Origin of the sequence: Curtobacterium sp. CFBP9011, assembly GCF_034045095.1 — a bacterium.
Lineage (GTDB): Bacteria > Actinomycetota > Actinomycetes > Actinomycetales > Microbacteriaceae > Curtobacterium.
In genome coordinates this window covers 373,026-390,735 of record NZ_JAXCWN010000003.1, presented here as the reverse complement: position 1 = coordinate 390,735, position 17,710 = coordinate 373,026, and the positions used below count along the sequence as shown (strand labels likewise).

Annotated in this window: 15 protein-coding genes; 3 read left to right on the top strand and 12 right to left on the bottom strand. The window is 72.1% G+C overall.

Features of this window, described 5'->3' with window-relative positions; all coding sequences use genetic code 11:
* Window positions 1-34: 34 nt before the first annotated feature.
* Both SOM35_RS09165 and SOM35_RS09160 read right to left on the bottom strand, forming a co-directional pair.
* Window positions 35-2,020, bottom strand: a complete 1,986-nt coding sequence (locus SOM35_RS09165) for a glycoside hydrolase family 6 protein (protein WP_320515147.1) — start codon at window positions 2,018-2,020, stop codon at window positions 35-37.
* A 171-nt stretch (window positions 2,021-2,191) separates the two neighbouring features.
* Window positions 2,192-3,328 carry a 5-(carboxyamino)imidazole ribonucleotide synthase gene (locus SOM35_RS09160; protein ID WP_320515146.1) on the bottom strand — a complete coding sequence of 379 codons (1,137 nt, stop codon included), beginning with the start codon at window positions 3,326-3,328 and terminating at the stop codon, window positions 2,192-2,194.
* Window positions 3,329-3,463: 135 nt separating this feature from the next.
* Between SOM35_RS09160 and SOM35_RS09155 the strand changes: the two genes are divergently transcribed.
* On the top strand, window positions 3,464-3,937 hold the full coding sequence (locus SOM35_RS09155) for a GtrA family protein (RefSeq protein ID WP_320515145.1): 474 nt from the start codon (window positions 3,464-3,466) through the stop codon (window positions 3,935-3,937).
* Window positions 3,938-3,942: 5 nt separating this feature from the next.
* Here the strand turns inward: SOM35_RS09155 and SOM35_RS09150 are convergent, their stop codons facing one another.
* From SOM35_RS09150 to SOM35_RS09120, 7 genes are all read right to left on the bottom strand, one after another.
* Window positions 3,943-5,007: a pentapeptide repeat-containing protein gene (locus tag SOM35_RS09150; RefSeq protein ID WP_320515144.1), complete on the bottom strand. Its 1,065-nt coding sequence runs from the start codon at window positions 5,005-5,007 to the stop codon at window positions 3,943-3,945.
* The gene (locus tag SOM35_RS09145; RefSeq protein WP_320515143.1) at window positions 5,004-6,641 is read right to left on the bottom strand and encodes a glycosyltransferase family 39 protein; all 1,638 of its coding nucleotides are present in this window, start codon (window positions 6,639-6,641) and stop codon (window positions 5,004-5,006) included. The genes SOM35_RS09150 and SOM35_RS09145 overlap by 4 nt, the downstream gene beginning before the upstream one ends.
* A gap of 56 nt (window positions 6,642-6,697) precedes the next feature.
* Window positions 6,698-7,597: a pentapeptide repeat-containing protein gene (locus tag SOM35_RS09140; protein WP_320515142.1), complete on the bottom strand. Its 900-nt coding sequence runs from the start codon at window positions 7,595-7,597 to the stop codon at window positions 6,698-6,700.
* A complete protein-coding gene (locus SOM35_RS09135) occupies window positions 7,594-9,210 on the bottom strand; it encodes a phospholipid carrier-dependent glycosyltransferase (RefSeq protein ID WP_320515141.1) in 1,617 nt (538 codons plus the stop codon). The genes SOM35_RS09140 and SOM35_RS09135 overlap by 4 nt, the downstream gene beginning before the upstream one ends.
* 94 nt (window positions 9,211-9,304) lie before the next feature.
* Entirely contained in the window at window positions 9,305-10,612 is a 1,308-nt protein-coding gene (locus SOM35_RS09130; RefSeq protein WP_320515140.1) for a UDP-glucose dehydrogenase family protein, read from the bottom strand.
* Window positions 10,613-10,714: 102 nt separating this feature from the next.
* Entirely contained in the window at window positions 10,715-11,248 is a 534-nt protein-coding gene (locus SOM35_RS09125) for a PH domain-containing protein (RefSeq protein ID WP_181439179.1), read from the bottom strand.
* A 4-nt stretch (window positions 11,249-11,252) separates the two neighbouring features.
* Window positions 11,253-12,056 (bottom strand): biotin--[acetyl-CoA-carboxylase] ligase, encoded by an 804-nt coding sequence (locus SOM35_RS09120; protein ID WP_320515139.1) that lies wholly within the window; start codon window positions 12,054-12,056, stop codon window positions 11,253-11,255.
* Window positions 12,057-12,130: 74 nt separating this feature from the next.
* Here SOM35_RS09120 and SOM35_RS09115 point away from each other — a divergent pair, with 74 nt between their 5' ends.
* Together SOM35_RS09115 and SOM35_RS09110 are read left to right on the top strand one after the other, a co-directional pair.
* Complete coding sequence (locus SOM35_RS09115; protein WP_320515138.1) at window positions 12,131-13,726, top strand: acyl-CoA carboxylase subunit beta; 1,596 nt, start codon at window positions 12,131-12,133, stop codon at window positions 13,724-13,726.
* Window positions 13,723-13,986, top strand: a complete 264-nt coding sequence (locus SOM35_RS09110) for an acyl-CoA carboxylase subunit epsilon (RefSeq protein WP_320515137.1) — start codon at window positions 13,723-13,725, stop codon at window positions 13,984-13,986. Before SOM35_RS09115 ends, SOM35_RS09110 begins: the two co-directional genes overlap by 4 nt.
* Before the next feature lie 436 nt (window positions 13,987-14,422).
* Here SOM35_RS09110 and SOM35_RS09105 read toward each other — a convergent pair whose 3' ends face one another.
* Genes SOM35_RS09105 through SOM35_RS09095 form a run of 3 tightly spaced genes read right to left on the bottom strand, consistent with a single transcriptional unit; the run spans window position 14,423 to window position 17,655 of the window.
* A complete protein-coding gene (locus SOM35_RS09105; RefSeq protein ID WP_320515136.1) occupies window positions 14,423-15,484 on the bottom strand; it encodes a hypothetical protein in 1,062 nt (353 codons plus the stop codon).
* Window positions 15,481-16,902, bottom strand: coding sequence for a sensor histidine kinase (locus SOM35_RS09100; RefSeq protein WP_320515135.1), 1,422 nt, complete (start codon window positions 16,900-16,902; stop codon window positions 15,481-15,483). The genes SOM35_RS09105 and SOM35_RS09100 overlap by 4 nt, the downstream gene beginning before the upstream one ends.
* A gap of 24 nt (window positions 16,903-16,926) precedes the next feature.
* Window positions 16,927-17,655: a response regulator transcription factor gene (locus SOM35_RS09095; protein WP_320515134.1), complete on the bottom strand. Its 729-nt coding sequence runs from the start codon at window positions 17,653-17,655 to the stop codon at window positions 16,927-16,929.
* Window positions 17,656-17,710: the final 55 nt, after the last annotated feature.

Below are 17,710 nucleotides of genomic sequence, written 5' to 3'. Positions count from 1 at the left end.
TTATCCACGAGCGGTGGCCGGACGGGCCGCCCGCTCACCGGACGGTGGTCGTGCGGCAACCGAGGTCGCGGTCCCCGCCGGCGCCGATGCCGACGGCGCGCACGCAGACGCGCCGCTCCCCGCTGGCCGCGACGACCCGCACCGCGAAACCGTGGGTCGTGCCGGCCCCGGTCCTGCGCTCGACGTCCGGCCGGCTCGCGTTCGCCGTGACCTGCGCGACACGCTCGCCGTCGACGGTGACCCGGATCGAGACCGGTGCGCCGGTGTCCTCCCGGTCGAAGGCGTACCCGCGGAGGTCGACCCGGCGGTGCGCGCTCGAGGTGGCCCGCTCGAACCGGCCGGTCGGAGCACTCGCGGCCACCGTCACAGCGACACACCGCGAGGTGACGTCCTGGCCGCCACCGGTGTTCGTCGCGCGGGCGCAGACGGTGTGTGCGCCGCCTCCGGCCGGCAGCACGGCCATGAACCCGTGCGCGGTGCCGACACCACTCGTTCGCAGGTCGGCCCGCTCTCCGTCGGCGGTGGTCGTCCGCACCGTCCGGCCGTCGACGCGCAGGGCGACGGTCACCGCCGAGCCGACGTCGTCGCCGTCGTACGCCAGACCCTGCACGCGGATGCCGGCCGCGACGACGCTGGCCTGGGTCACCCGGACCACCGGGTCGTGGCCGGGGACGGTGACGTCCTCGCACCCGAGCGGAGCGTCGCTGCCACGGCCGGTGTTCACCGCGGTGACACAGACCGTCCGCGTGCCCGCTGCGGCCGGGACGGTGAGGTCGAACCCGTGGTCGCCACCGACGCCGTACGCGTCGCCGATGTCCTGGCGTGGGCGGTCCGCATCGGCCGACCCGGATCCCTGGCCGTCGACGGTCACCCGGACACCGATCGGCGCGTCCGGTTCGTCCTCGTCGAACGCCCACCCGCGGACACGGACGGACCCGCCCGAGCCCGTCACGGTGTCGAGGGTGCCGACCGGTGAACGGACGGCCGGCGGCAGACCGAGGACGGCGTTCGCGACCAGCGCCTGCGCGGAGGCCGAGTACCACTTCCCCGCCGCCGGGCCGCCGTTGCAGGTGCCGTCACTCGCGCCGGGAGTCTTCACCCAGAGCAGCGCGTCGAGCGCCGAGCCGTCGGCGGCCACGCGCGGCGAGGGACCGAGACCGGCCCCCGGCGCGTTGCACCAGGTCCCGCGCCATCCCTGGCCGCTCCGTGAGGTGTCGATGACGTAGTGCGAGCCGCCCGTGCGCGCCGACACCTGTTCCGCGTAGGCCTGTTCCTGGGCCACCGCGTAGTGGTTCGCGACGTCGGTGAAGAACCCGCGGGCCTGCCGGACGCCCGCGCTCTCGAGCCGGGCCGCCATCGTCGCCGGTGGCACCCAGTTCGAGTTGCCCGCGTCGAGGTACGCCGGCACGCCGGCGGCGGTGAACGCGGCGACCTCACGTGACAGGATCCGGTACCGCTGCGTCCCGAGGGGGGCGCTGCAGCGGTCGTTGCTGAGCATCGCGAGCGAGTCGGGCTCGACGACGACCGCGGCGTGCTTGCCGGCGAGCCGCGCCGCGATCCGGTCGACCCACGCGTCGTAGGTCGTCTCGTCGAAGCCGCCGGCGGAGTAGCCGCCGCAGTCGCGCTGCGGGATGGCGTAGGTGACGAAGACCGCGGTGGTCCCCGTCGCCGCCGCGCCGGCGGTCGCCGTGTCGAGCGTCCGGTCGAGCGCGGCACCGGTCGTCCACTCGCCGAGCCACGTGGCAACCGGGTACCGGGCGATGGTGGACGCGGCCCGGGCCCCGGCCGGGTCCGACGTCGCCAGCGCGGTGGCGGCCTTCGCCGCCTCGCTGGTGGGCGACGTGTACGGGCCGTTCCGGTAGAGGTCCGCGGCGGACGCGGCGCGGATCGATTCGGGCGTGGCGATGGCGGTGGCGGCGTGCGCCGGGACCGGTGCGACGACGACCGAACCGAGCGTGAGCGACGCGACGACGGACGCCACGGTCCAGAGGACGACGCGGGCAGACGGACGGCCTGACATGGAGCTCCCCTCGACGACCGACGTGAGCCTCCATCGCACCACGGGACGGCGGCCGCGACCAGCCGCCAGTGCGGGTGCCACCTGGACGGGTGGTGCCGGCACCGGGCGTGTCACCGGACGGACGGGAGGCTCGTGGCGGGCCCGCCACGAGCCTCCCGTCCCGGCCCGGGATCAGTCGTCGAAGTGCGCCGCCGCGCTCCGCGCACGGAAGACGACGTCGTCCACGTCGTCGCCGCTGACGGTCACGTGCCCGATCTTCCGGCCAGGCCGCGGGGCCTTGCCGTAGAAGTGGTACTTCGCCTCGGGGAACGCGCTGAGCGCCGCGGGGTACCGCGCCGCGAGGTCACCGTCGGCCGGACCGCCGAGGACGTTCACCATCACGGCGACGTGCGCGTCCATGCCGGTGGTACCGAGCGGCAGGTCCAGGACGGCACGGAGGTGCTGTTCGAACTGGCTGGTCGTCGCGCCGTCGATCGACCAGTGGCCGGTGTTGTGCGGACGCATCGCGAGCTCGTTGATGAGGATCCGTTCATCGCCGGTCTGGAAGAGCTCGACCGCGAGGACACCGGTGACGTCGAGTTCCTCCGCGATGCGGACCGCGATCGACTCGGCCAGGTCGGCGAGTCGTCCGGCGCTGTCCGGAGCCGGCGCGATGACCTCCGCGCAGACGCCGTCACGCTGCTGCGTCTCGACCAGGGGCCACGCGACGACGTCGCCCGAGGGTCGGCGCGCCACCGACTGGGCCAGCTCGCGGGTGAACGGGACGAACTCCTCGACCAGGAGCGCCTGCTCGCCGCCGGTCTCCGCCAGCGCGACGAACCAGTCGTCGACCTGGGACGGATCGGTCACGACCCGGACGCCCTTGCCGTCGTACCCTCCACGCGCCGTCTTCACGACGACCTTCCCGCCGTGGTCGTCGAGGAACGTGCGGAGCTCGTCGGCGTCGTGGACGGCCGACCAGTCGGGCACCGGCAGTCCGAGCTCGGACAGCCGCGTGCGCATCAGGATCTTGTCCTGCGCGACCGCCAGCGCGTCCGGCCCCGGGCGCACGGCCACCCCGGCGCCGACGAGCGCGCGCAGCACGTCCTGGGGAACGTGCTCGTGGTCGAACGTGACGACGTCGACGTCCCGGGCGAACGCGAGGACCGTGTCGGCGTCGTGGTAGTCGCCCTCGGCGGTGGCGGCGATGGCCGCGGACATCCCGGGCCCCTCGGCCAGGACGCGGATGTCGAGCCCGAGCTCCACGGCCGCCGGCACCATCATCCGGGCGAGCTGCCCTCCGCCGACGACTCCGACGCGCAACGCCATGCTGTGTCTTCCTTCCGCGGTTCCCACCACGCGGGGAGAACCGGTCGTCTACGATTCCGGGTGGTCGATCGCCGATCCACCGCCGCCGGTCGCACCGACCGGTCAGCACCTCACTCTACGGATCCAGGAGGCCCCGTGCGCCGTCTCATCGCACAGCTCGCCCGGTTCGGGGTCGTCGGTGCCGTCGGCTTCGTCGTCGACTTCGGGGTGTTCAACCTGCTGCGTGCGACGGTGCTCTCGCCGCAGGACGTCCACTCTGGACCCTTCTGGGCGAAGGTCGTGTCCACCGCCGTGGCCATCTTCGTCAACTGGGTCGGCAACCGGTACTGGACCTTCCGCCACCAGCGCCGTTCGGTCGCCGCGAAGGAGGGCGTCGAGTTCGTCGTCGTGTCGCTCGGCGGCATGGTGATCTCGCTCGGTTGCCTCGCGGTCTCCCACTACGCGCTCGGGTTCACCTCGGCGCTCGCGGACAACGTCTCCGGCAACGGCATCGGGCTGGTCCTCGGCACAGCGTTCCGGTTCTGGCTCTACAAGACCTGGGTGTACCACCCCGACCGGGTCGAGCAGGAGTCGGCGCGGAGCACGGAGGCGTCGAGCTCGACGCGCTGACGGGGCTACGGCTCCGTCGGCACGGCGGTCGCCGCCGCGGTCGGGAGTCCGGTCGACGGGTCGATCCCGGCCGGGTCGGGGGCTCCAGGGTCCGTTGCACCGGGGTCGGTCGTGCCGGCCGGCGCTGCCGGGTCGACGGGGGCTGCGGGGTCCACCGCGGAGACGGTGATCGTGATCGACGCCTCGGCAGCCATGCCGTTCTCAGCCCGGAACACGACGACGTGCGTCCCGATCGCGGCCTCGGTCGGCGTGCCGACGACCTGCAGGGTGTCCTGGTCCCAGGACAGACCGTCCGGCAGGTCTCCCGTGAGCGCCGTCAGGCCGATCGCCGGGAACGGGCTGCTCGCCGCCAGCTGGACGGAGACCGGCTGGCCGACCGTCGCCGCGACCGTCGCCGGGGCGTCGACGGTGGGTGCCTGGTTGACCGTGATCGGCACGTCGTACTGCGCCACCTGGTAGCCGTCCGGGCCGGTCGCCACGATGCAGCGCACCTGCGTCGTCCCCGGGTAGAACAGGCCCTGCTTGTCGACGCAGGTGTTGCTGATCACCCCGGACGGCGAAGTGGACGTCCACGACACCGTGGCCGGTCCCTGCCCGGGCTGGACCCAGACCAGCTGCCCGGACGCCGCCAACACGGTGCCGGAGAACTGCATGCCCGCGATGGCAGCGCCGTCGAGCCGGGCGTCCTCGATCTGCGCGTCGGTGAGGACCGCGCCGGTCAGGTCCGCACCGCGCAGATCGGCGCCACGGAGGTCGGCGCGGCTGAGGTCGGCACCGAACATGACCGCGTCGTGCAGGTCGGCGCCACCCAGGCGGGCGTCGGTGAGGTCGGCGAAGCGCAGGTCCGTCCCGCTGAGGCTGCGGCCGGACCAGTCCACGCCGGGGCAGTGCGTGCGGACGTCGGGCCCGGGGTGGAGCAGCACGGAGCAGGAACCGACGGTGCGGGCGGCGGACTGCGTGCGCTCCCGAGCGGCGCGGAGGGCGAGGAGGACGGCGACCACCAGGGCGACGACGAGGACGGCCGCCACCACCGAGAGCAGCCGCCGCCGTGGTGCCACGGTGCCGGTCACTGCTGCACCGCCGACGGCACCACGACGTCGTCCACGCCGGTCATCCAGTGCGGCAGCAGGTCGAGCGCCGAGTTGGTGTACCAGTCGGGCGAGTTCGCGTACGTGAAGAACGCGAACGGCGTGCTGAACAGGAGCACCACCACGAGCCCGAGGAGCAGGACGGGCACGACCAGTACGGTGCGCCACCGGTTGCGCAGGCGGCGCCACGCCCCCAGGGCAGCGACGATCAAGAGCGCGTACACGAGTGGCAGGACGGGGAGCATGTAGCGACCCGAGAAGGCGTACTCGTTGTCCAGCGTGAGCAGCGTCCGGAGGTTGAAGACGAACATCGCGACCGTGTAGACGCCCGCGACGGTGACGGCCCACACGAGCGCCCGGGTGCGGAACAGCGACCGGACCATGGCCGACGTGAGCACGACGGCGGCGACGACGACGAGCGCACCCAGCACGATGACCGCGGGCTGCACCGACCACGTCGAGTTCCGGTCCCGGTAGAAGAAGACGGACTGGAAGTACGTGGTCGCCCAACGGCCGGCGAACTCCAGCAGGTCGGGGACGCTCGACGACTGCCCGTTGGCCTGGGCGAGCTCGTGGCTCCGCGTGGCCTGGAAGTTGCGGGCGTAGATGGAGAACCGCATGCACTGCGCGTGCGTGTGCAGAGCGGAGCAGTCCGGGTTGAACGCCCGGTACATGACGAGGTTGACCCCGAGCCGCTCGACCACGAGGGCGGCCACCAGGACGAACGACACCGACCAGAGCGCGGTCCGCACCGCCCGGGTCCGGACGGCGTCCACGAAGCCGCGGAGCGGGGTCGACAGACTGTGCCAGCCGTGGCGACGCAGCCCGAGCACCACGGCGACGACGATCGCCACCACCGCGAACGGGATGAACGTGTACTTGAACAGCACCGTCCACCCGCTCAGGACGACCGCCTTGGCGAGCGATCCCCAGCTCGGTTCGCGGAGGAACCGGGCGCTGTACAGCAGTGTGCAGAGGAACAGTGTCATCGACGGGGCGTCGTAGCTGACGGCTGACGACTGCCAGACGTAGCGGCCCGTGCCGATGAGCATGATCACGGTCAGGACCGCGACCGCCTCGGACAACCCCATCGTCCGGAGGAGTCGACGGGTGACGATCAGCCCGATGGCCCCCACGACGACGTTCACCAGTCGCAGGGCGACCACGATGTACGAGTACGGCAGCCCGAGGTTGATGATCGGCTTCACCGCGAAGCTCATCACGTAGTAGTAGACGTAGCTCGGGAAGCGGAGCATCTCCCCCATCGCCAGGTCGGACGGCGCGATGTGGTGCAGCACCGGCCCTGCGGTCACCGGGCGTTGTGCGTAGTACAGGATGTTGGCGATGTGCCGGTGCTCGTCCGGTGCGATCGTGCCGGGGTACGGGACGTGTCCGTCACCGTCGACCACCGGGTACTTCAGGATCACCGCGAAGAGGACGCCCAGCGCCACGAAGACGCCGATCGCCGTCCAGAACACCCACGGACGGGCGAGGAGGGCACCGAGACGGCCCGGTGTCTCGAGCAGCGCGTCCCGGACGACCTCGGACGGACGACGCCGTGCCGCGTGGGCGCCGCGGAGGCGCTGCACGGGAGAGCCCCCTTCGAATGCGAACATCGACTCAACTCTAACCGGCAACCGTTGTCCCTCGCGCCCGATCGGCCCCGGCCGGGTCAGCCGGCGAGGACGGTGATGCGGATCGTCTTCCGGACCGCCCGGCCGTTGTCCGCCCGGAGCACGACGGTGTGGTCCCCGACCGCGGCCGACGTCGGGGTACCGACGATGCGCTGGGTCGCAGCGTCCCACCGCAGGCCCGTCGGGAGCCCGTCGGCGTGCGCCTGGACCTGCGGGTACGGGCTGTCGGCGTGGACCTGCACGGAGGCCGGGCGACCGGCGGTCAAGGTGACCGAGGACGGCGCGGTGATCTCCGGTGCTTGCTTGACCTCGATCTGGATCTGGTACACCGCGGACTGTCCTGCGTCGGTGCCGGTGGCGAGCTGGCACGACACCGGGTTGTCGCCCGGGTAGAACAGGCCCTCACGGGAGTCGCACGTGTTCTGCACGATGCCCGGCAGGGTCCCGGAGGACCACCGCAGCAGCACGGGCGTGGCCCCGTCGGCCCACACGGACTGCGACGGTGCGGCGAGTGTGGTCCCCGTGATGGTGATGCCCGCGATGACGGCCGCGCCGAGCCGGGTCTTCACCATCGACGCGTTCGTCAGGTTCGCGGACGTGAGGTCGGCACCGCCGAGGTCGGTGCCCGTCAGGTCCGCGCCGGTCAGGTCTGCGCCGTAGAGGATCGCCCCGCTGAGGTCGGCCCCAGCGAGGTCGGCGCCCCGCAGATCCGCGAGCCGGAGGTCGCGCTGACGGAGGTCACGGCCGGCCAGGTCGGCGTTCCGGCAGTGGGTCCGGCTGTCGATCGACGGGTGGTTGACGATCGTGCAGCCGGCGACGTCCTCGCCGGCCGGGCCGGAGGACACGCGCTGGTACGCGCCGGCGACGAGCACGACGAGGACGAGGACGATGCCGATCGACCAGCGTCGGCGGCGGAACCAGGGCGTGGTGGTGCTCATGCGTTGGACCCCGCCCCCGTCAGCCAGTGCGGCAGCAGTCGGAGCGCCGTGTCGGTGTACCAGCTCGGGTCACGCGCGTAGGTGAAGAACGCGACGGGCGCGGAGTAGAGCACGAGGACCACCAGGACGACCACCACCACCGGGACGACAACCACACGACGCCACCCCGACGGGAGCGAGCGCCAGAAGGCGAGCGCCGCGACGATCGCGATGGCGTAGATCAGTGGGAGCACCGGGAGCAGGTAGCGCCCGGAGAACGCGAAGTCGTTGTCGAGACGCAGGAAGGTCTGCAGGTTGAACACGAACATCGCCGCGACGTAGACACCGGCGACGGCGACGCCCCACACGAAACCTCGCGTCCGCAGGATCGAGCGGAGCGTCAACAGCACGGCGATGCACGCGGCGACGAACACCAGCGCCCCGAGGAGCGCGACGACCGGCTGCACCGCCCACGTCGAGTTGCGGTCACGGTAGAAGAAGATCGACTGGAAGTACGTCGTGCACCAGCGCCCCGCGAACTCGAGGAGGTCGAACGGTGTCTGCGGCGCACCGCTGAGGACCGCGAGGTCGTGGTTGCGCTCGGCGTTGTAGTTCCGGGTGTAGATGTCGAACGTGAGGCACTGCTGGTGGGTGTGGAGCTTGTCACAGTCAGGGTTGAACTGACGGTAGACGATGAGGTTGACGCCGAACCGCTCCACGATGATCGCCGCGGCCACGACGAAGGCCAGCATCCAGGCGACCGTACCGGCCGTGCGTCGGCGCACCCCGTCGCGGAAGGACGACAGCGCGTGCCGCACGTCCACGACGCCCCGGAGCCCGTCGCGCTGCGCGACCATCACGACCGCGACCACGATGGCGACCACGACGAACGGGACGAACGTGTACTTGCCGATGATGGCCCAGCCGCCGACGACGACCGCCTTCGCGAGGGTCGCCGGGCTCGGCGCGTGGATGAACCGCGCGCAGAAGTACAGGCACAGGAGGAACAGCGTCATCGCTGCCGGGTCGTAGCTGACGGCGGCCGACTGCCACATGTACCGGCCGGTGAAGGCGAGCAGGACGACCGCCAGCACCGCGATCGACTCCGAGAAGCCCGTCGCCTTGAGGAGTCGGCGCGCCACCACGAGTCCGAGCAGCCCGGCGACGAGGTTGACGAGCCGCAGGAAGACGACGATCCAGGAGTACGGCAACGCCTCGTTGATCATCACCTTCACGGGGAAGGACATGACGTAGTAGTAGAAGTAGCTCGGGAACCGGAGGACCTCGCCCATCGCGAGGTCGCGCGTGGGCACGCTGTCGATGATCGGTCCGGACGTGATCGAGCGGTGCGCGTAGAACAGGATGTTCGCGATGTGGCGGTGCTCGTCCGGCGCGATCGTGCCCACGTAGGGAACGGTCCCGTTGCCGTCGACGATCGGGTAGCGCAGGATCACGGCGAACAGCACGCCGAACACGACGAAGACGATCATCGCGGTGCGGAACACCCAGGGGTGTGTCAGCAGGACACCCCAATGGCTGGGCGCGGCGAACGATCGCAGCCGGGTGACGATCGTCCGGTCCCCGCGCTCCGCCGAGCGCCCTGGTCGCGTCGCGTCGACTGTTCTTCCGGACATGGCCACCGAGACTACCGGTGCGGGCGGAGGGCAGCGACGACAGTCCCACCGGCGCCGGTCGCGGCCGGCCGCCGGTGGCCTCTGCGGGAGGGGCTCAGCGCCCCATCCCGTGGTACGCGAAGCCCGCGGCACGCCAGGCGTCGCGGTCCAGGCAGTTGCGGCCGTCGATGACGACGGGGTTCGCGACGGCAGCGGCGACGGTGGCGGCGTCGAGTTCGCGGAACTCGTTCCACTCGGTGAGGACGAGCACGATGTCCGCGCCGGTGACGGCCTCGGTCGCGGACTCGACGTAGTCCAGCTCGGGGTGCAGGCGGCGTGCGGTGCCGATCGCCTCGGGGTCGTACGCGGCGACCTCGGCTCCGAGCTCACGCAGGCGTGCGGCGATGTCGAGCGACGGGGAGTCACGGACGTCGTCGGAGTTCGGCTTGAACGCGAGCCCGAGGACCGCGACGCGCTTTCCGGTGACGTCGCCGCCGAGGGCCTGGGTGGCGAGCTCGACGACGTGGGCGCGACGGCGGAGGTTGATCGCGTCGATGTCCGCGAGGAACGCGAGCGACTCCCCCACACCGAGCTCGTCGGCACGGGCCTGGAACGCGCGGATGTCCTTCGGCAGGCAACCGCCGCCGAAGCCGAGGCCGGCGTTGAGGAACTTCCGACCGATGCGGGCGTCGTGACCGATGGCGTCGGCGAGCGCGGTGACGTCGGCGCCGACGACCTCGGCGATCTCGGCCATCGCGTTGATGAAGGAGATCTTGGTCGCCAGGAAGGCGTTCGCGCTGACCTTGACGAGTTCGGCGGTTGCCAGGTCGACGACGAGCCGGGGGGTGTCGTCGGCGAGCGCGACGGCGTAGACCTCGTCGAGGGCCGCGACGGCCGCGTCGCCCTCGGGTCCGGCAGGCACGCCGTAGACCAGGCGGTCCGGCGCGATGGTGTCCTGCACGGCGAAGCCCTCGCGGAGGAACTCGGGGTTCCACACCAGCGTGGCACCGGGGACGGCCGCGCTGACGTCGGCGGCCAGGCGGGCCGCGGTGCCCACCGGCACGGTCGACTTGCCGACGACGAAGTCACCGGCGGAGAGGTGCTCCGTGAGCGAGGCGACGGCCGCGTCGACGTACTTCAGGTCGGCGGCACCGGTCGGCCCCTGGGGCGTCCCCACCGCGACGAAGTGGACGCGGGCGCCGGCGACCTCGGCCATGTCGGTCGTGAACCGGATCCGGCCGGAGGCGAGCGCCTCGGTCAGGATCTCGGGCAGACCGGGCTCGAAGAACGGTGCTTCGCCCGCCGCGAGTTGTTCGATCTTCCCCGGGTCGACGTCGACCGCGACGACGTCGTGTCCGAGCTTGGCCATGGAGGCGGCGTGGACGGCACCGAGGTAACCGCAGCCGATGACAGAGATACGCACGTGGACGACGGTACCGGGTCGTCGCCGGGACCACGACACGGTGAACCGCAAGAACCGCGGCGGTTCTCCGCAGTGTGGCCGGAGCGGCGGCGGCCCGAGCCGTCAGCGGTCGTGTCGTGCGGTGCCGCGGACGATGTCGTCCCAGTCGGGTTCGCGGTGTCGACGACGGGCCTCGTGCGCCTCGACCAGGTCGTGCAGCACGGCGACGACGAGGTCCGCGTGCGGCACGTCGGCGAGCACGAGCGCCGGGTCGTCGCCGGGGAACACGAGCACGTCACCGGACCGGAACAACCCCTGGGCGCCCTGCCGCCGCACGGTGACGTCGTACCCGCGGGAGTGCAGGAGCTCCCGCCGGGTCCGGGTGCCGAGTCCGTGCGAGACGACGAGTCGCCGGGTGGTCACGACGTACCGCTCGGACATCCACCGCAGCAGCGGCACCAGCCCGCCGACGAGCACGAGCACGACGACGAGGACCGCGACGACGACGTTGAGCCAGGCGAGTTCCGCGCGGAACACCCCGAAGCCGAACCCGCCGGCGGCCGCGACGAGGACCACGAAGACCGCGGGCCGGACGAGACGTCGGGCGTGTGGCCGGAGCCGGGCGACGACGAGCTCGGGGGCAGGCTCGTCGGTCATGGGCTCATGCATAGCGCAGGTGGGTGACGTCCCCCACCGCGACGCCCCTGGAGGCACCGGTCCGGTCCCGGATCGTGATGCGGCCGTCGTCGTCGACGCCGGTCGCGTCGGCCTCGACGGTGGACCCGTCCGGCAGTTCGAGGCGCACCCGCTGGCCGACGGTCCCGCACACGGCGCGCACGTGGGAGCGGACCGCGTCGGCAGCCGCACCACCGGCGACCAGCCCGGCCACGGCCTCCTGGAGGCCCGTCCAGAAGCCCGTCAGGACGGTGTCGGCGAGTGCCGTGGCCGGTCCGGTCGCACCGGCGACGAGCAGGGAGGTCGCGGTCGGGGTCGGCAGGTCCGTGGCGGGGATGGTGAGGTTCACACCGACCCCGACGACGACCGACCCGTCGGCGGCGACCTGGCAGAGCACGCCGCTGACCTTCCGGCCGTCGACGAGCACGTCGTTCGGCCACTTCACGAGCACGCGGTCGTGGGCGGTGTCGAGCGCGCCGGCGACGGCGTCGCGGACCGCAGCGCCGGCGACCAGCGGCAGCCAACCCCGGTCGCGCGGGTCGAGGTCCGCCCGCACCAGCACGCTGGCCGCCAGGGTCTGGCCCGCCGGGGCAACCCAGGAGCGGTCGAGGCGACCGCGACCGGCGGTCTGCTCGAGCGTCACGACGACGCTGCCGGAGGCGCGGTCCGAGGCGTCGCGGAGCAGGTCCGCGTTCGTCGACCCGGTCGTCGGGAGCACCGTCATCGTCGCTCCGGCGCCCACGACGGCGGCGCGGGCGGAGGCGAAGTCGGGCGTGACCGGTGTGGACATGCACGCAAACCTACGGCCCGGAACCGTGGGGGTCCTCCAACGGGGCCGTCCAGCACCGCCGGTAGGGTGATCGGGTGACCCCAGGAGACACCCCCGATCTCTCGACGACCGCCGGCCGGCTCGACGACCTCCGCGTGCGCTACCACGAAGCCGTGACCGCCGCAGGCGAGACCGCGATCGCGAAGCAGCACGCCAAGGGCAAGACGACGGCGCGCGAGCGGATCGAGCAGCTGCTCGACCCGAACTCCTTCGTCGAGCTCGACGAGTTCGTCCGGCACCGCACCCACGCCTTCGGCATGGACGCCAAGCGGCCCTACGGTGACGCGGTCGTCACCGGCTTCGGCACGATCCACGGCCGCCAGGTCGCCGTCTACGCGCAGGACTTCACCGTCTTCGGCGGCTCCCTCGGCGAGGTCGCCGGCGAGAAGATCATCAAGGTGATGGAGCACGCGCTGAAGACGGGCGTCCCCATCATCGGCATCCTCGACTCCGGCGGCGCCCGCATCCAGGAGGGCGTGGTCGCCCTCGGCAAGTACGGCGAGATCTTCCGGCTCAACACCGCGGCCTCCGGGGTCATCCCGCAGATCTCGATCGTGATGGGCCCGGCCGCCGGCGGCGCGGTGTACTCCCCCGCCCTCACCGACTTCGTGATCATGGTCGACAAGACCAGCCACATGTTCGTCACCGGGCCGGACGTCATCAAGACCGTCACCGGCGAGGACGTCGGCTTCGAGGAGCTCGGCGGTGCCCAGACGCACAACGCCGTCTCCGGTGTCGCGCACTGGCTGGCCGAGGACGAGTCCGACGCGCTCGACTACGCCCGGTCGCTGATCGGGTTCCTGCCGGACAACAACCTGTCCGACGCCCCGGCCTACGACGTCGCCCCCGAGCTCGAGACCACCGACGCCGACCGTGAGCTCGACGTCGTGATCCCGGACTCCACGAACCAGCCCTACGACGTCACGCAGATCATCGAACACGTCGTCGACGACGGCGAGTTCCTCGAGGTGCAGCCGCTCTTCGCGCCGAACATCCTGATCGGCTTCGGGCGCGTCGAGGGCCGGACGGTCGGCATCATCGCGAACCAGCCGCAGGCGATGGCCGGCACGCTGAACATCGACGCCGGCGAGAAGGCCGCACGCTTCGTCCGGTTCTGCGACGCGTTCGGCATCCCGATCCTGACCCTGGTCGACGTCCCGGGCTACCTGCCCGGCACCGACCAGGAGTGGACCGGCGTGATCCGTCGTGGCGCGAAGCTCCTCTACGCCTACGCCGAGGCCACCGTGCCGCTCGTCACCGTCATCACGCGCAAGGCCTACGGCGGCGCGTACATCGTGATGGGCTCGAAGCAGCTCGGTGCCGACATCAACCTGGCCTGGCCGACGGCGGAGATCGCGGTCATGGGCGGCCAGGGCGCGGTCAACATCCTGTACCGCAGCGAGATCAAGCGTGCCGAAGAGGCCGGTGAGGACGTCGCCGCGGTCCGCACGAAGCTCGCGAACGAGTACACCTACAACGTCGCGTCGCCGTACCTGGCGGCCGAGCGCGGGGAGCTCGACGGGATCATCCAGCCGCACGCCACGCGCGTGTCGGTCATCAAGGCCCTCCGGGCGCTCCGCGGCAAGCGCGCCAGCCTGCCGCCGAAGAAGCACGGGAACATCCCGCTGTGAGCCCCCGTCACGCTGCCGCCGTCCCGGCCGACGCCCCGGCCGACGCCCCCGCGTCGGTCGCGGACGTCCGGGTCGTCGGCGGCCACCCGTCGCCGGAGGAACTGGCAGCCGTCGTCGCGGTGCTCCAGCGCCAGGCCGACGAAGCCGCTGCGGTCGGCCGCGCCCAGGCGGAGACGTCGCCCCGGGACGGCTGGACCCGGTCGGCACGAGGCATGCGCGAGCCGCTCCGGCAGGGCGCCTGGAGCCGGTCGCTCCGCTGACCTGAGCTGCTCCCGGCGCGTCGTTCCGGTACCGCGTCGGTACCGGTCCGGCAGCCGCTCGGCCATGTCAGGCCGCTGTACCCCGTTCGATACCGAGCGGTGTCGACGTCACCATCGGGCGGACGCACCGTTCGGTCTCCCCTCGCTCGGGGGTCGTGCAGCCGGAGAACTGTCGCAGATCCGTGGAATTGTCCCCCGAAATGACGACTGACACCCCCCGATGCTGTTGGCATCATTGTCTGTGTTCGGTGTTCTTCGTTGAAGTGCATCGCCGGTCGGTGGCCGACTAGGGTACGAAGCCACCACCGTGACGAGTCAGGGCGATATTCGGGTTGTCGCTCTGACTCGGGTTGAGAACGGGCCGGTCGGTAGCTCCGACCGGCCCGTTCCCCGTTTCCGGGGCTGTGCTCGTCTCGGGCGGTGCTCCTGACGGCGCTCAGGCGCGAGCCGCGTACCGGTCGATCTCGAGCCACAACGCGACGGAGTCGTCCTCGCCGTCGTCGTCGTCCTCGTCCGCCGTCCCCAGTGCCGCGGACTCGCTCTCGGCCGCGTCCAGCCGCAGCCCCACCACGGTGACCGCGGCGTCGGCGTTGTCCGGCACCGTCCGGACGATCACGTTGTCGGAGTCCGCCTCGTACGCGCGACGCAGCGCCTCGGCGAGTTCGGCGTGCACGCGCTCCTGCTCCACCGTCTCCAGGTCGTCCAGTCCGCCGTCGTCGTGCAGCTGCACGACCGCGCCCCGACGACGGAGGCGCATCACCTCGGCGCGGACGTCGTCGGACAGCAGGGAGCGGCCGCGGATCTCGTCGCGGATCGCCTGCTCCAGGTGCAGGCTCTCGGCACGCTCGTCGTCGCTCAGACCGCCGCAGGTGTCGATGATGCGCTGGAGCATCGGCCGCGCCATCCTGGTCGTCTGTCCGAGCCGGACCTGCCGCTCGGACACGTGCGCGTCCTGCGCCGCCTGCCAGTCCACCGTCTCTTGCTCGGCCCGGACGAAGTCGCGGGTGATCCGGGTGGCGTGGCTCATCGCGATCGCGAACCCGGTGGCGACCGACAACCAGATCACGTTGCCGAGCGCACCCAACTCGCCCAGTGCCTCCAGGCCGGCCCAGCTCACCGAGTGGACCGTGCAGAAGGCGACGCCCACCCAGGCGAAGCGTCCGCGTTGGCGGACGGCCAGCACGACCATCAGCGTGCCGACGGCGGCGATCCACCACGTGGCGTAGGTCGGCGCGACCGCGAGGTCGACGACGGTCGAGCAGACGATGGGCATCACGACGGCCGTGGCGAGCGCGAACCAGGCGACCCACACGGGCAGCACCGGACCGCGCACGAACAGCGCGAGGGCGGTCGCCGCGGCGTAGAGGACCATGCAGGCGATGACCGGCGCGGCCTTCGACGGTGCGCCGGGCAGCGTGGTGACCGCGAGGACCAGGTGCAGCAGGGAGAAGAGCGCGGCGAGTCCGGTCGCGACGCCCGCGGGGATGGAGGCCCTCATGCGTGTGCCTCGGGCTCTCCGGAGCCGGTCCCGATCTCCGGCCGGACGACGTCGCGGTCTTCGGAGCCGAGTGCCGGCCAGCGGAGCACGATGCGGGTCCCGGAGCCGGGGGCGGTCCGCAGGTCGGCCTCGCCCTCGGCGGCGGCCATCCGCTCGATGATCGAGCGGCGGACCCCGAGGCGCTCGGCCGGCACCGCGTGCGCGTCGAACCCGGCGCCGTCGTCGGCGACCTCCACCTGGACGCTCGATCCGTCGACGATGATCGTGAGCCACCGCGAGACGTCGTCGCCGGCGTGCTGCACGCTGTTCACGGCGGCCTGGAGCGCGGCCGAGGCGATGGCGTCCGCAGCCGAGAACGGCAGCCCCGGGCCCGTCACGGGGGCGCTCCGGACCTCGACGGGCGCGCCGAGGGACGTCACCGAGGCGACGATCCGGTCCCGCAGGACGTCGAACGGCACGACCTGGTCCTCCCCCGGACCGTCGGCGGCCGCGGCGGCGAGGTGGTCGATGGCGTTCCGTGCCATCCGCGCGGCGAGGGTCTCGGCGTCCGGGGTGTCCGCACGGGCGGCTGACAGCAGCGTCGTCAACACGCTGTCGTGCACGATGGCGTCCACCTGGACCCGCTCGACCTCGGTCGCGTGCTCGCGGATGGCCCGCGAGTAACGGCGGACCGCGGTGGCCTGGGCGGCGTCGACCGCGGCGGCCGCCCGGCGGAGCACCACGATGAGGACCAGCGCCGCGATGCCGAGCACCGCGGTGTAGGCACCGTCGAGGAGCGCCCGCTGCAGGCTCGCCCCGCCGCCGGCCGGTGAGAGCCGCAGCACGACGTAGATGATCGGCACGAGGGCGTTGTAGACCGCGGCACGCCACGTGGCGAAGCTCAGCGAGGCGGCGATCGTGCCGACGTTGCAGAGCCACCACGGCCACGGGACCTGGTCACCCGGCAGTCCGTGGTGGACCGTCAGCGGGAAGGTCAGCAGTGCGACGAGGAACAGCAGCGCGCAGACGGCCTGTGCCACCTGCGACCACCGCTGTGCGATCGCAGAGATCCCCACCGCGACGAGCGAGAGCGCCATCGTTATCGCCGCTGCCGGAGCCCAGAACGCGTCGAGGTACGGCAGCTGCTTGATGAGCCCGGGGACGTTCACCGCGCCGAACCCGATCGCGGCGATCGCCATCAGGATCGTGAAGGCCCGGTCGAGCGACGCCTGCGTGATCGTGGCGCGGACCGACCGCGACGGGTCAGCCCAGCCGGCACCGCGGATGTGGCCGGCGCCACCGGCCGACACGAGGCCGGTCGGCGCGGGGCCGGTCGGCACGGCGCCGGTGGCCGCTGCGCCGGTGGCCGCTGCGCCGCCCGGGGACGACGGACGCCGGGCCGCTGCGGGTCCGGCGTCCGGCGCTGCGTCAGTGGTCACGAGGACCGTCCGACGCGCAGTTCCTCAGCGACCATCGCCGTCGGGGTCGATGCCCGAGTCGAGGCCCGGCAGGATCCCGTCCTCGACGGCCCGTCGCAGCAGGTCGACCTTGGTCGGGGCGGGGCGACCGACCTCGACGTACTTCACGCGGATGCGGTCCAGGTACTCACGAGCGGTCGAGTACCCGATGCCGAGCTGCTGGGCCGCGAGCTTCAGCGGCAGCCCCGATGCGTACAGGTGCAGGATCTCGCGTTCGCGGCGCCCGAGCTGGGCCTTCGCGAAGTCCCGGTCGGCGTCGATGGCGCTCGCCCACTCGAGGTTGTTGAGCACGTCGCCCCGCGCCACCGTCGCGACGGCGGCCATCACGGTCTTCGTCGCGGACGACTTCGGGATGACGCCGGCAGCCCCCGCCGCCAGTGCCTCTCGGACGTTCGCGACCCGGTCGGCGATGCTGTGCACGAGGACAGCCGAGCCGGTGCCCTGCACGCCCTTGACGTTCTCGGTCACGGTCGAGCCGTCGCCCAACGACAGGTCGAGGACGACCACGTCGACCTCACGCCCACCGAGCTGCGCGATGTACTCCGGGACGCTCGCGGCGGTGAGGACCACCTCGAACCCCTCGTTCTGACAGGCGGCCTGGATCCCCAGTCGGACGGACTCGTGGTCGTCGACGACGGCGACCCGGACCGGCCGGGTCTCGAGACCGGCAGTCCCTGTCGTGCCGGTCGATGTGCTGGTGGTGGTGTCTCCCACGGTTGCCTCTCGTTCCGACGACGCGCCGGGCCCTGATCCCGGTTGCCGTCGTCAC

Bases quoted from the DNA above. Each gene is read 5' to 3' on its own strand.
- SOM35_RS09165 (WP_320515147.1), bottom strand. From the start codon at position 2,020: ATGTCAGGCCGTCCGTCTGCCCGCGTCGTCCTCTGGACCGTGGCGTCC.
- SOM35_RS09160 (WP_320515146.1), bottom strand. From the start codon at position 3,328: ATGGCGTTGCGCGTCGGAGTCGTCGGCGGAGGGCAGCTCGCCCGGATG.
- SOM35_RS09145 (WP_320515143.1), bottom strand. From the start codon at position 6,641: ATGTTCGCATTCGAAGGGGGCTCTCCCGTGCAGCGCCTCCGCGGCGCC.
- SOM35_RS09140 (WP_320515142.1), bottom strand. From the start codon at position 7,597: ATGAGCACCACCACGCCCTGGTTCCGCCGCCGACGCTGGTCGATCGGC.
- SOM35_RS09135 (WP_320515141.1), bottom strand. From the start codon at position 9,210: ATGTCCGGAAGAACAGTCGACGCGACGCGACCAGGGCGCTCGGCGGAG.
- SOM35_RS09125 (WP_181439179.1), bottom strand. From the start codon at position 11,248: ATGACCGACGAGCCTGCCCCCGAGCTCGTCGTCGCCCGGCTCCGGCCA.
- SOM35_RS09120 (WP_320515139.1), bottom strand. From the start codon at position 12,056: ATGTCCACACCGGTCACGCCCGACTTCGCCTCCGCCCGCGCCGCCGTC.
- SOM35_RS09105 (WP_320515136.1), bottom strand. From the start codon at position 15,484: ATGAGGGCCTCCATCCCCGCGGGCGTCGCGACCGGACTCGCCGCGCTC.